The sequence below is a fragment of the Pseudoalteromonas rubra genome (assembly GCF_005887115.1).
GTDB classification, from domain to species: domain Bacteria; phylum Pseudomonadota; class Gammaproteobacteria; order Enterobacterales; family Alteromonadaceae; genus Pseudoalteromonas; species Pseudoalteromonas rubra_F.
Genome location: NZ_PNCJ01000020.1, coordinates 82,240 through 96,459 on the forward strand (window position 1 = coordinate 82,240; position 14,220 = coordinate 96,459).

The window sequence follows — 14,220 nt, forward strand, 5'->3', positions numbered from 1 at the left end:
ACTACTGCCCCACCCAACTGTATCTGAGGTTATTGGCACTGGCCACCTGATAAAATGCACGCGGGTCAACATACACACTAAACGCGCGTTCTAATTTAAGTGATTTTTGCAAATCAACCACAGACGAGCCGTGTTCCACTTCAAACTTCACCAAATCGCCCTGACGATAAATCACATCGACATCCTGCACCGTGCTGATGCTCAGTAACTGTCTTCTTGCCAGCTCGATTTTGCTGAATGAAGTCAATTTATCGACCGTTAAGACGGTGCTGTTAGTGGCATAAGAGCGGTTGGGATCTATTACATATTCAGCAGCCAGTGCCGTTGACATGTCATTGATCATGGCAATAAGCAGCTGTTGTTTATCACCCACTTGCTGCGTCGATTCAAATTGATCGGTATCGGTGTAACGCCAGTCTAGTTGCCAGCTGCTGCTGTTGGGTTGTTTAAACAACCGGCCTGTTATCACCCGCTCTGCGTTATAACGCATAGATGCCGCTTCAACTGGCTGGGAAAAGTTCCCCCATACCTCAGCAATGCCCACCTGCGCCCGGTCAGTCAGGTCCATCAGCGGCACCACCACAGGGATCCCCCACTCGGCCGCGGTGTCATAGATGAGTCGTTCCAGTTGAGGGTAACTTTCTTGTGTCACAAACTCACGTCGCAGGTTGTCCTCAATCACCAACCAGATAGCAATCATGGGCCGACGGTTGCCCCACAAAGGCAAATTACTGTCTCTGACCAGCTGCTCTACTTTATCTGCTTCAAACTTCACCCGTATTTTGATATCGCCATCCGCAGACTCAATATACTCGTATTTGAGCATATAATCAGAAATGCGTTTTTTACTTTGACGGATCAGCGGGTGGTTTAAGTGCTCAGTGCGGCCTGTCAACTTTTGGATTACGCGGTCCAGCGCCTGTTGGCTTGCGACAACACGTTTTGCGCGTGTCTTGTTATCTACCTGCAACGTAGCTTCGTACAGATCTGTTACCTCAACCGCGCTTGCAGCCATACACCAGCCAAACAAACTCAGTAAAAATAATCTTAGTGCCATAACAACCAAAAAGTTAAGGAGAAAACCCGATCCTAATGCAATCGCAGTTGCAAAGCAAAAACCAACGTGGATTGATTTTCAACATTTAAGATGGATTGAGGTTTTAATCACCGAATCTCAGACGCGTCGTAAAAATATGCCTGATTCTTGCCCAGCTCTTTTGAAGAGTACAAAGCACTGTCAGCGCACTTCAACAAAGCCTCTGCACTGAATACGCCAGTGTTATTGGCGATACCTATGCTACAACCGCATTGCACCTGTTGCCCGCCTTCGAGCTGGATCGGGCTCGAAATACAGGCAATCAGACGTGTGCAGATCTGCATTAATACCTGCTTTTCAAGCGGATCGGAAAGTACCACAACAAACTCGTCTCCGCCGAGGCGACATAACACGTCATAGCTGCGCAGTTCTTTTTTAATTCTCTGTGCCACTTCCTGTAATACGATATCTCCACTGTGATGACCGAAATTATCGTTAATGGGTTTAAAATCGTCTAAGTCGAGATACAAAATATGCACGTTCACCGGGCCACGCTTTGAACGCTCAGCCAGATTATTCAGCTCCCGGAATAAGAACTTGCGATTCGTCAATCCGGTCAGCGTATCGTGCAAAGCTTCGTGTTCCAGCCGCTGTTGAAGCGCTTCGCGGATCCCTATCTCTTTTTTCAGTTCAACCAAGCTGGACTCCAACTCCTCAGTACGCTCCGCAACTTTAATTTCCAGTTCACTTTGGTAATTTTGCAAAACTTTGTTTGCCTCAACCAATGCCTGCTGGTTGTTAAAAGCATCCAGTGCAGACGAAATAACATGGCTGATGGTGTATAACACATCGACGATCACGCCTGAATATTCATCCTCACGGCGATAGGACTGAATGATAAACGCGCCCATAAAGTTGTTGCGATTCACTAACGGAAAACACAGCCATTGCTTGGGGACAGTACCGATAATATTTAACTCGCCCTTTGCCACCAACTCCTTGAGCTGCTCAGTTGTGTAGTTGCATACAGACTGAGATTGTAATGCATACGCAGTCAGCGAATGGGCGATTTCTTCCAGTGACAGGGCTTCGAGATCTTCAGGGTTAATATCATCCTTCACATCATGAAAATAGGGAAATGTCAGACTACGGTCTTCACGATATAAAACAACGTAAAAGTTGTCCGCATAGGTCACCTTTTGCAAGATACAGTGGATATCCAGCAAAAACCGCTGGATAGAATCACTGGTATTTAAGCAGGCAACTATGTCCGTCATGCTGTCAATCACTTCACCGCTATTCAGGGAATCCATCGTCTCTAACACAAGATCACTCATCCTTTACTCACTCTGTTGCATCCTACATTTGGCACTTTAGTTAGTTTAGTCGAGGTTTTGAGGGAATGTACAAAGAAAAACAGGGAGAGCCGCACCTGAGCCAACACACAAGTTAAGGCTTGACATAAAACCGCAACCCTTTAAATTTACACTATTTAAACACAAAAATAACAAACATTGACATGCGCAAGGCTACTTTTGTTTTTCTTCATATGTTGACCATCGTATTGGTGATCTGCAGTTTGTTTACCGGCCTGAGGTTTTCTTTGCTTACTCAGGACTGGTTAAAATTCCTCAGTGCTCTGTTACCTCAGGGGAACCTGTACTTCTGGCACATCGGCAGTGCCAGTTTATTATCTGCGCTGGCTGCAGGATACCTGTTACTTTCTTTGTGGCGTCCATATCGCAGCAGCCCGAGTCACTATCACCTGTGGGTGAACCGGTTTGGCTACCTAATCATACTGGGATTACTGAGCTCCGGATGGCTGCTCTGGCTTGGACGATTTGTTGCAATCGCACAACCTCTGCATTTTTACAGTCTCTGGTTATTACTCATATACCTGCTCATGCACGGATGGGCCTACTTCATTCAACATGGCAAATACGTTTTATCCGCTTTACTGCCAAAACAGCCAGACAAACACAGTATTGCGGCTGTTATCAGCGTCACTGCCGGAGGCTTACTTTTATACAGCGCAGCTCAGCATTCCGCTGAAACCCTGACTGTTGCGTCACTCGCGCCCGAGGAGTTTATCGAGATTGACGGTCTTGGTGATGAGTCACACTGGCAGAGGGCGCCAGTTTACACAATTGAGACACACGGGGGGATCAACTTTGATGATGGCCGCAGCACCATCCAGGTTCAGGCTCTGGCAAACAGCCAGGAAAGCTATTTTCTCGTACGCTGGACAGACTCAAGTATGAGCACCAATCACCTTCCTTTGTTAAAAACGCAAGCAGGCTGGAAAATTCAGCAAAATGGGTTTTATGAGTTCGATGAGCGCACATTTTATGAAGACAAACTAGCCGTTATGCTGTCGCACTCTTGCGAAGTCGGAGCCGATAATACTGCTCAGCTGGGCAACCGCCCGCTTGATGGTAAACCGCCAAACTGGCATGGCAAGGGGTTCCACGCCAGTATGGATGGAAAAATTCGCGACCTGTGGCACTGGAAAGCGGTTCGTACAAACGACATGTATCTAGCGGACGATAACTTTTTCGGGCCGCCAGCCATAGCACAACAGGGCCAACGCAGATATACGGCAGGCTACCAGCCAGACGGCAAAGAGAGCGGCGCCTATGTGATGAACTGGCAATGGTATAAGCCAGGTTTGGTTACCCCGAAACGATTGCCCGATCAAAGCAACGCACATCTGAGTGTCTTGCCCTGGTTTGGCAGCACCCCCTACACCGCCGAAAACGATGATTTTGCACCTGGCAGTACACTGTCATCGATTCTCTATCGCTCCAATCGCTTTGAAGGTGATCGTGCCGATGTCAGGGCTCGGGGAACCTGGGACAACGGCGTATGGACACTGGAGTTAGTGCGCAAGCACTACACAGGCTCTGAGCACGATGTACCGCTCACAAACGGCACTTGCATGTGGTTTTCCGCCTTTGATCATGCACAGGTTGGACATACCCGCCATATGCGCCCTGCAATTTTGAGGTACCCACTATGATCGCCCGATTGCTCATGTCGCTGACTGCTGTTTTAATTGTGGCTTCTGTGCTTTGGCGGGACCCTGCAGCTCCGGTGGCGCAGCCACATCCCAGGTTTGTCAAACTGGATAAACATGGCAATCCTCTGTCTCCATGGCAAGGGCCCTGGTCCTGTGTGCTGGATACGACACAACAACTGGTGTGGGAGGTTAAAACCGACAGCGAAAACATCCATGATGGCTATTGGACATATTCCTGGTACCTGTCAGGCGATCCCCGCACTTCAGACCGGGCAAGAGGCGAAGCCAACCTTGGCGATTGCTATTTTGAAACGAGTCGATGCGATACCCAGGACCTGATCAACAGAACCAGACAAGCTGCCTTGTGTGGCCTGACTCAATGGCGACTCCCCAGCGCACAAGAGCTAAGCAGCTTAGTGCAGGCACCGGCCCGTCCGGGTCATGCCCATATTGCTCAGGACTTTTTCCCCCATATGAAGCACGGAGACTACTGGAGTGCCGATCACTCTCAACCTCTGTCTGGCCATTACCGGCGCTTTAAACAAGGCGCTCTGGCCGTTAATTTTCATACCGGTAAACAGTATTCGTTGCCCTATCGCAATGCCGCATTCGTGCTATTGGTGGCCGATCTGCCATCAGAGCATCACTCTTCACGCACCTCAGGCGTGACTCATCAACCAACAACAGGAAACTAGGATATGAGAGTGCTTTTAGCAGGCCTCACTACCGTAAGCTTATTTACCTCAGCTGCATACAGTGCCAGTGACTATCACCGCTTAATCTGGGATACCGATCCCAGTCATCAGGCCACGGTGGGCTTTACACCCACAAGTGGAAGCGGACATTTTGTCAAATATGGTACCACCACGAATGAACAAAACTGGCAGGTAAAGCAGCCCACCGCAACCGCCGTTTTTGATGGTAGTCTCAACAGCCAGTTCGTCACCCTGACAGGGCTCAGTGCCAACACAGCTATCTACTATCGGGTGTGCGACAACGCCGGCTGTGGTCAGCGGATGTGGTTTAAAACGGCGCCAGACACCACCACAGGGTTTGTTGCGGTCGCGGGCGGAGACACTCGAACAGGCTGGACAACACGACGTGAAGGCAATGCACTGATAGCCAAGATCCGCCCTCTGTTTATTATGCATGGTGGCGATTATACCAATGCCAATTCAGCCCAGGAAATGCGTGAGTACCTCAAAGACTGGCAGCTGACCTTTTCTGATGACGTTATCGATGGGCAAAGCTACAAACGCATCTACCCGTTTGTTGCCACCTTTGGTAACCATGAAGACGACAACTTTAAAACCCTGTGTCAGGTTTTTGGGGTTGATTATGACCAAGACGGTGCCTGTACCAATAAAGACAGTTACGGCGCCTTTAACATCGCAAACCTGCTGCGCGTCTATACCTTAAACAGCCAATACAAAGACAGTGGCTGGTCTAGCTATGCAACCGCCATGAACAATTGGCTTAAACAAGACCTGCAAAGCAATGGGGCCGGTGCCAAATGGCGTATTGCTCAGTATCACAAGCCTATGTACCCACATTACTCAGGGAAATCGGACAATACTATTTTGCATACCTGGTGGGCAGACTTGTTCTATCAGCATGGAATGAACCTGGTCGTTGAATCTGATACACACATCAATAAGCTGACCGAAGCGTTGCAACCTTCAGGATCCGGATTTACCAAAACCACTACCGGCGGCACCGTGTATGTAGGTGAAGGTAGCTGGGGTGCCCCCGCTCGTTCAGCCAACGACCCGAAAAGCTGGACTATTGATTTAGCCAGTATTCAGCAGTTTAAAGTATTAAGTGTGACTGCGGACAGCATGAAAGTGCAAACGGCTCAGTTTACTGCCGGTGCTGATACACTCACACGTGAACAACGCACTGCCGACGCCCTTGCTCTGCCTGCCAATATCAGTTGGTGGTATGCCAGTGAGCTTGGAGAAACCATGACGCTTAAGCGTGCCACCAATTCGCTTTCAATCATCGACAGAGACAGTGGTCCGGTTGACCCGGGCAATGAGCTACAAAATGGCCAGCCGGTCGGTAACCTCGCAGGCAGTGCCGACAGTGAAAAGGTGTTCACTATGGTTGTGCCAGAGGGCGCAAGCAATTTGCGCTTTACTATGAGTGGCGGTAGTGGCGATGCCGACCTGTACGTACGTTTTGCGCAAAAACCAACGACCTCAACATATGATTGCCGCCCCTATAAAGATGGCAATAATGAAACCTGTACCATCAGCAACGTACAGGCGGGTACCTATTATATTGTTGTCCGCGGTTACAAAGCCTTCTCGGGCGTATCATTAGTCGGCCAGTATGATCTGGGTACCCCACCGGGCGATGGCAACAAGCGAGTATGGAGCGGGTTGAGTGCAACCGCAGGAAGCTGGATCCACAAAACCTTTGACGTGCCTGCCAGTGCCACTAAGCTGACCGTCAGTACAACCGGTGGTAGCGGCGATGCCGATCTGTATGTACGTTTCGGCGCACAGCCAACCTCTTCACGTTATGATTGTCGCCCTTATGAAGACGGCAATGTAGAAACCTGCACACAAACGCAGCCTCAAACCGGCACCTGGCATATTTCTGTCAAAGCCTATAAAGACTTCAGCGGCGTGACATTAACCGCAGAGTATTGATAGTCTGACGCAACAAGGAGAGTAATAACGCTACTCTCCTTGATTTTTACTCATCTGCCCTTATCTTTGACACCTGAATAAACAGGGGCAATTTTATGAAATATCTGCACACTATGGTTCGGGTTGAAAACCTGGATGCATCATTAAACTTTTACTGTAACCTGCTGGGACTAGTAGAAGTAAAACGTAAAGACAGTTAAGCCGGGCGCTTTACTCTGGTCTATCTGGCAGCACCCACACAGCTGGATGAAGCGAAAACCAGCTTTTCACCGACCATTGAACTGACCTACAACTGGGATCCAGAGCAGTACAGTGGCGGGCGCAATTTTGGTCACCTGGCCTTTGCTGTTGAAGACATCTACGCACTGTGTGAAAAGCTCCAGGCTGCGGGCGTCACCATTAACCGGCCACCAAGATGTGGGCATATGGCCTTCATTAAATCTCCCGACGGTATCTCGATTGAACTATTACAACAGGGCGAGCCGTTACCTCCTCAGGAGCCGTGGCTGAGCATGGAAAACACCGGCAGCTGGTAACTTAAAACGCTTCGATTAAGGTATACAGGTAGCGAAGTGCCGCAGCCAGTCAAAACGCTGGCACTTCGCTACTTCGCGGTGGCTGGGCCGGCATCAATCTGGTAACGACTCAATAGCTGAGTCAGTTTACTGCGAAAGCTCGCCTCATTTAATGTGGTAGCTAAACGTTCAAACTGTGATTGCAGCTGTGGAGGTGCCAGCATTGCTCTGTAATAAGACTCATGCGGCTGTTTAGACAAATGGAAATGATCCTGCCAGCGGTTCTTTTTAATAAAGTAGTTGAGTGTGGAACGACTCACAATGGCAAAGTCCACACGCTCGCGCAACGCCAGCTCCAGCAGGCCTTCTTCACTGTTGGCATCGACCCGCTCCAGCACCCCGGCGCTGACCGGTTTGACTGTACGAAAGTAGTGATAACCCAAAATACCACCAAACTTTTTATTGCTCATTGAGGCCACCCCATCATATTCAAAGGGATTTTCGGCACAGGAGACAAATTCATCGGTATCGTACATCAGTGGCTCACTCCACAAGTAGCGAGTTTTGTCCGGATCTTTAAACCAGACGGGATGCACACCCATTACCGCACCATCTAAGGTCTTTTCATTGAGATCCCGCTCGATACGTCTGCGGGGCAAGTACACCAGTTTGTAGCGAGTGTGAGACTGCGAGGCGTTAAGCAGTGCCACAAAGTCGAAGTACAAGCCTTGTTGCTCAGCCAGATTCATGATGTAAGGGGGCTTGTTGTGATAGACAAATATATTCATTCGTTCAGCTGCATATGCGGGTAATAGCACACTGAAAAGGGTTAAGGTGAAGCTGACTATCAACAGGTTTATTTTCACAAATGACTGCCATAAAAAGGCTGGGAAGACTCTCTTAATCTAGAGCCTTTCTCCCCAACCTTCAAGCACATTGGTTAAATACGTTTAACGATTTAGTTGCACCACCCATCGTTATACGTCACTTGCACAGTCGCACCAACAGGCGCGCCACTGACCTTAAGGTATCCCCAATACTGGCTTTGGTCACTCAGGTTAATACACTCACTGTTACCTGCCCGGTAAGATCTGGCCTCAACATTATTGTCGTTGGGCCACCCCTGATTACTGTACTCCAGTGTCAGATCACCGTTACCATGAGCTGTTTCGATTCGGATGCTCTGCTGGCCACTGACGTTTTCCAGACTAAACCACATTGGATCCTGACTGCCCATACACACAGCAACGCCCTCTGACAGCCGCCCGCCAGACACGCTCCCCTGAGTCACACAGGCATCAGGTAAAGCCGCTACCGGCGCGGTGTAACTGACAATCAGGTTAACGTCAGCATATGCATTGTAGCCTCTGAGCATAATGTAATATTCACCAGCTTTTGGTGTCGCAACGTCACAACGCTCTGCATTGCCGCCAATATAAGGCCGACAATCGTAGGTATCCAGCGTAGGTTGCTGAGCGTGACGCAGATACAAGTCAACATCTCCGCTGCCATCACTGGTACTGATGGTCAGGTTCGTTGCGCCTGCTGGAAGCTGAATTTTAAAGTATGTCAGTTCATCCTGGGCACCGGCAACACGCACAGCCTTGCCATTTTGTAACTCAACAATCCCCTGATCTGCGCTGATCGTTGCCTGCGTTGTCACCTGATGTGCCAGCCCCTGATTGTCAGTCACAGTGAGTGTAACCGTGTAGCTACCGGCATCCTGGTAAGTATGAACTGGGTCCGCTTGTGTGCTCTGCGCGCCATCTCCAAACTGCCACGCATAGCTTAGAGACTGTCCTTCCGGATCTGAACTACCCTGACTGCTGAAACGCACAGATGCGCCGGCGGTGCCCTGATATGGACCATTTATAACCGCTGTCGGCGCCTGATTTGTATCGCCTGCCAGTTGTTGCGTCCACCGGGTAAACTCGTTGCCATATTGCGCAGCCCAGTTATTCATACGCGCCTTATAAGCACTCCAGTTACCGACCCGGGTTTCTCCCAGCATGGCATTCACTTCATCTTTGTGTGTTTCGATCATAAAGCGCACAGCAAGATAACCCCAGCGATAGATCCTGTCCTGATCAAAGCCGTCGTACGTGGTTTCAAAGATCTCACCCAGCTGATAGGTACTGCCGTCTTTTATCGTATCTATGGCGCGCTGATTGTCGTTCAGGTTGGCCACATATTCTGCCACCCCTTCGCTCCACCAGACAATGGCCTCCGTTGGGGCATTAAAATCACCGTACAGGTCAAATCGTCCGTCGAGGTAATGCACATACTCATGCTCCAGATTCCACACATAGTGATCAGCCTTAGCGTAGCTGGCTTCATAAGCGATGAAGTTTGCCTGGTTACCGACAACACTCGGATCTCCTTCGAGATACATTCCGCCGTTGTCGGTGTTTATACCAAATATCGGGCCCGCATATTTCTTGTAATCTGCGCTGCTGTTAAAAATATTAACCTGCAGCATGGTGTTATTATCATCGGCGACGGGCGTTTGATTGGTTTCGAGCATGGAATGAAAGCGCGTCTCTTCTGCTGCCATGGTGTCACAGGCAGACAAATGCTGCGCCTGAGTCATCTCCTGAGAGCGAATACGGATAGTGCTACTACACTGATAGCTCTGCGACAACGCTTTACCAATCAGCTCCTCTTTAAACCCACAGATCCCGAAATCATTACAATCCGCGTAATAGGTCGCGATATCAGCGGCACCAAGCCAGATCCCATCACCATAGCCATAGCTCTGGTAGGTAGAGAACAGAGATTTCAGGGCTGTATCGACGGCTGGCTGGATTGATGTTCCTGTATAATTCTTGAGCCTGGCAAGCTCTCTGCCGGCGTTAATTATCATGAATTCAGCATCCGACCCCAGCATCCAGCTTTGTTTGGTAAAGTTAGCCAGTAAACTCACCAGTTCTGCATCTTTACCGACTAGCGCAACGAAATCACTGTTCCACTGACCGCGGAATAAAATGGTAAATATGCCATTCACCGCGCCACGCATATGCCAGCTGGTCGCATAGCTTTCGCTCCAGCGCGACAACCAGACTTTCACGACTGGCAGATAAACATGCTGAAGCTCGGAAGAATCCATGGTGGTGATCACTTCGCTGAGCACCTCACCATGCGCATCGTTGTTGTCATAGAAATGGCTATTGGCCACAAACGCATCCAGCGCGTCTTTCACCGCAGTTTGCACACTGCCATCGAAAGTCACTGAGTCATTATAAAACTCGACGTAAAATCCGGCCCGAATAAACAAGAAGAGCGCTTCGAGATCTGCACTGCCGGTGCCTGAATAATTCACAGACAAGGTCTTTGCCTGCGCAGCGACGGCCAGCATTTTTGCGGTTGTAAAGGTGGCAACCTGGGTATCAGAAGGTGCACTGAACAGATCATTGACACAACTTGCACCCTGTCCGGAGACTTGCGCAACAATCGTGGATGCACTGGCATTGGCAAAAGCTACCAAGTCGCAGCTGCTTGCCACATCGACCTGTGATGAAGCCAAGTGCATTGCTACCGGCAAATGCGAATGCATCACAGAGTCACGGGCTGCTGTTGGTGCATTGTCTTGTGCGGTGTGGTTATGACCTTCGTCGCCATGAGCCAGCTGTAAATCAGCAGCGTTCAGTGGTTTAAATTGTCTTTCAACTTGTTGCTGCGTTGCCTGCACGCTAGTGCATAGCAAGGGAAGCGCAGCGAGTATTGCTTTTATTTTCATAATGTAACCTTATTAAAATGTGTATCCAAACCCCATAAGAGGTGACATATTATTAACACCGATTTCACTATGTATACAATATAATTTATATAATTTTATTGAATATGCCTCCTTACTTTTCCTTTTAAGCATTATTTATTCATTTAAGTCAGAATGTTAGCGGTTGTGTGACAGAAAAAAGAGTGCGCTTGCCCTGTTTGCTGTTCGAAAAACCACCCGGTGAGCCAAAAATATATAGCAAAAACATCAACAAACCGGCTGTACAGTTTTGCAGTTATCAGCAACCTGTTAACCAAGCAGTATGACAATACCACGAGAGGCAAAAGTAAAAAGCGCTAGACTAAAGGCAGGCGTACCCATGATCCATGGTTAACGTTTAGCACCGCCTGTAATCGTGAAAGATAGAATGTTCATTGCTATACAGCTCTGTATAGGGGAAGTAACGACGAAATCGGTGACAGTATTCAGCTTGTAAGATTAGCTAAGTGCGGGCTGTGCCTTAATTGATGCGCTTTTGCCAGTCAGGCGCTGCCACTGAGCCCACTCAAGACTCTGGCAACTATTTATCACCTGAGTGTCGCGCTAAAACAGCACATAATGCGGCTGAAGAAAGAGTTAGCCGCCCATCGCTCTGCGCAGATTAATTGTTATGTAATTCAGTGATAGACACTATGCCATAATGCTCAATCGTGACTATTAGAGTCCGATGCTCTAATCTGATCGGATACTGACCATCGGGGAGCCGCTTTGCCGTCAGGTTATTCAGCCCGACAATCAGTCCGTCCAGGTCACTACTCTGCCGCTGTCCCTCAACGCCACGCCCTCGCATATACTCCATGCCCTGCTGAACACATTTTTCAACAACAGCATCAGCCACTTTTCGGCCCGCCTGGTGTTTCAGTGACTTAAACAGTAACCCTTTGATTAAAGAAAACATAATACATCCTATATGCGATAACTATGATGCGGGAAGTGTAGCAAAGCTGGGTCCAGAGGAGTATGACAAATCGTTTCAAAGTATGTCGGTGGGTGCTTGAGTGGTCAAAATCACTATGCCACTACAAGGTAAATACAATAAGACGGCGTGCTTCTCTGTCGACTGTCAGACTTGGCAAAGAGGTTAGGCGGCGAAGCGATTATGTTATGGCGGGGAAGCAACTGCGCCGGGCTATACGTGAATACCTACGCTTGATACATCAACTTGGGAGGCCGCAATTATGAGGGGGGCCCACCAGCGCCGTAGTAAACGGCACAAAATGCTTGGCTCAAATTTGCGAGGAACGAGCACAGCCAAGCTTTTTGTGTCTGTCCTTTAAGTACTTTGTTATGTGAATTTACAGTGAGCGTGCCCTTTGCCAGAAATTATTAGGCTCTAAGTTCTTGTTCCAAAGCTCAAACTTAGCACGGTGACTTTCCCATGGTTCATCTAAAACTTCACGTTTGTCAGTCAGAGAATAAGCCATACCTTCCATGAACCATTGAGGAGTATCTAGCCATACCTCAAAGTTACCAAGTTTTTCATGCTGTAAATGATGAACAAATTCATGTGAAAGGAAAGTCGAATTCCAACCTCTCGGGCCTACGATTATACCAATTGTACTCATTGTTACAGCTCTCATTTCCCCAAGACCGAATGAGCTAAAGCAGGCAGAAGTAGAACAAAATATTACTCTGGGACTTTTCTCGAACGAAGCCACCTTTTTTTCTATGAAAAAATATGCTGATGAATAAAGTCTTGATGCATCATCAAGTTTAGAAGAGTTATCAATACAGATGGTAGCGCTAACACAGTCCAAACCATTAAGCTCAGGTGCCAATATTCGGATGGGTTTATATCCGTGCCAAAAAACCAATGGGCTTAAAAGCAAAGCAACGAGTAACAATTTCATCTTCATATTTATCTATTCACATAACGCCTTGATAATTGGTAAATTTTGCTGTACTGGTTTGTGCGCGCGAAGCGCACTGCATAAAGCGGAACAGAAAAAATTGTCCTATTAATCAATTTTTTAGGCCACTTTAGTAGAAACGTTCATCATTTAAATACTTATTTCGCAAATAGCTCTTTATATCTCTATGAGCACTCACTTTAAATGAATTTCCGTCTGTACAGTAAACTTCAACTTTGAGTGTAAAGATAACTAATTCAAAGAAAAACTTACTGTGCATTGTTTCTCCAGAATTAATAAATGACTCCATCATCGCATCTAAATCAACATAAGCACACAGTTCATCACCCTCTTCCATTTGTTTATTTTCAATTGAGTATTGGATAGCATCATCGCTTACAAAGTGATATTCAGGACAAAAAACGTCCTCAATAACGTTTAAGACTTTTGGCAATCCGGAATTAACTAATTTAGGAGCGTAATCCCAGGTGTGGATTGATAATCGAATTGATTGGATTACTAATCTTTTCTGACCTTTTTTGAGCGCTCTTATTGCAGCTATAGGCTTTCCTTCAACTAGGGTAAGTTTTGAACTAGTTTTAATTGTCCCTTTTCTAGCTCGAAAAGTAACAATTAAGCTGATAACTGAAAGTAATACAGCTACAATTTGCAGCATTATTGATAGCTTCATAACCGTCTCCGTATTCTCTTTGTGACCTAACAACTTACTCCGCCCCACTTTAGTAGTTTATAACACACCAAAGCGGCTCATATCACATAGCTTCATAATTCCACTAATAATTGCTAATGTAAACAGGCAGATAACATAGCGGCAAGTTCCAGCTTGTCACCTTACCCCAAACCGGTGAGTAATAGTGTTACAGAATTTTTTTAAGTGACACCCACCTGTAAATTCGCAGACCAGATTTTTTTAAGTGACACCCACCGGTAAATTCGCAGACCAATTGTGGGCAGGTTCAATAAAAAAGTTTTTAAGTGACATATATGGACGCTCCAGCGATGTCAAGCCGAGTAGGCCTGCGGGGTAGCGAGTTTTCGTTATCCCGTTCGTTATGTTACCCGTGTTGCCATGCCTGATGTTTGGTCTAATCCGCTATAAATGTGTTGCTCTGACATATATCCGGGCTTAACTGATTGTTCAGCGCCCCAAATGAGTTCCGAGCCTGCACACCCTAAAATTAATACACCCACTCGGTCTGTAACGACCGTGCCGTCGTCGGGTTTTACGCAGGCAGGGTTGGACCTTTTTTCATCGTACTTTGGCAAACAGATAAGCGGTTGTCAGTGGCTCACTACACCCACACGGGTTCAATGACCCGTGTCCTCGCCGAGCTCCCCGGACACCCG

At 47.8% G+C, this 14,220-nt stretch carries 10 protein-coding genes and 1 pseudogene; 4 read left to right on the forward strand and 7 right to left on the reverse strand.

The annotated features are described in order from the left end of the window. Position 1: 1 nt before the first annotated feature. Entirely contained in the window at positions 2–1,057 is a 1,056-nt protein-coding gene (locus tag CWB98_RS15400) for a DUF2066 domain-containing protein (RefSeq protein WP_171045670.1), read from the reverse strand. Positions 1,058–1,164: 107 nt separating this feature from the next. Beyond that, positions 1,165–2,373, reverse strand: coding sequence for a sensor domain-containing diguanylate cyclase (locus CWB98_RS15405; protein WP_138545664.1), 1,209 nt, complete (start codon positions 2,371–2,373; stop codon positions 1,165–1,167). A 182-nt stretch (positions 2,374–2,555) separates the two neighbouring features. On the opposite strand from CWB98_RS15405, the gene CWB98_RS15410 reads away from it, so the two are divergent. The 4 genes and pseudogenes from CWB98_RS15410 to CWB98_RS15425 all read left to right on the forward strand — a co-directional run bounded on the left by CWB98_RS15410 (position 2,556) and on the right by CWB98_RS15425 (position 7,248). Further along, positions 2,556–4,055 (forward strand): ethylbenzene dehydrogenase-related protein, encoded by a 1,500-nt coding sequence (locus tag CWB98_RS15410; RefSeq protein WP_138545665.1) that lies wholly within the window; start codon positions 2,556–2,558, stop codon positions 4,053–4,055. After that, complete coding sequence (locus tag CWB98_RS15415; RefSeq protein ID WP_138545666.1) at positions 4,052–4,750, forward strand: DUF1566 domain-containing protein; 699 nt, start codon at positions 4,052–4,054, stop codon at positions 4,748–4,750. The genes CWB98_RS15410 and CWB98_RS15415 overlap by 4 nt, the downstream gene beginning before the upstream one ends. A gap of 3 nt (positions 4,751–4,753) precedes the next feature. Next, positions 4,754–6,712, forward strand: coding sequence for a pre-peptidase C-terminal domain-containing protein (locus CWB98_RS15420; RefSeq protein WP_138545667.1), 1,959 nt, complete (start codon positions 4,754–4,756; stop codon positions 6,710–6,712). 95 nt (positions 6,713–6,807) lie between these two features. Continuing rightward, positions 6,808–7,248, forward strand: a pseudogene (locus tag CWB98_RS15425) (VOC family protein). Positions 7,249–7,316: 68 nt separating this feature from the next. Here the strand turns inward: CWB98_RS15425 and CWB98_RS15430 are convergent. From CWB98_RS15430 to CWB98_RS15450, 5 genes are all read right to left on the reverse strand, one after another. Then, the gene (locus CWB98_RS15430; RefSeq protein WP_138545668.1) at positions 7,317–8,015 is read right to left on the reverse strand and encodes a transporter substrate-binding domain-containing protein; all 699 of its coding nucleotides are present in this window, start codon (positions 8,013–8,015) and stop codon (positions 7,317–7,319) included. A gap of 170 nt (positions 8,016–8,185) precedes the next feature. Then, on the reverse strand, positions 8,186–10,963 hold the full coding sequence (locus tag CWB98_RS15435; protein WP_138545669.1) for a collagenase: 2,778 nt from the start codon (positions 10,961–10,963) through the stop codon (positions 8,186–8,188). A gap of 640 nt (positions 10,964–11,603) precedes the next feature. Continuing rightward, on the reverse strand, positions 11,604–11,900 hold the full coding sequence (locus CWB98_RS15440) for a hypothetical protein (RefSeq protein WP_138545670.1): 297 nt from the start codon (positions 11,898–11,900) through the stop codon (positions 11,604–11,606). A 397-nt stretch (positions 11,901–12,297) separates the two neighbouring features. Further along, a complete protein-coding gene (locus CWB98_RS15445) occupies positions 12,298–12,852 on the reverse strand; it encodes a hypothetical protein (protein ID WP_212751138.1) in 555 nt (184 codons plus the stop codon). Between the two features lie 130 nt (positions 12,853–12,982). Beyond that, entirely contained in the window at positions 12,983–13,543 is a 561-nt protein-coding gene (locus CWB98_RS15450) for a hypothetical protein (RefSeq protein WP_138545672.1), read from the reverse strand. Between the last annotated feature and the right edge of the window lie 677 nt (positions 13,544–14,220).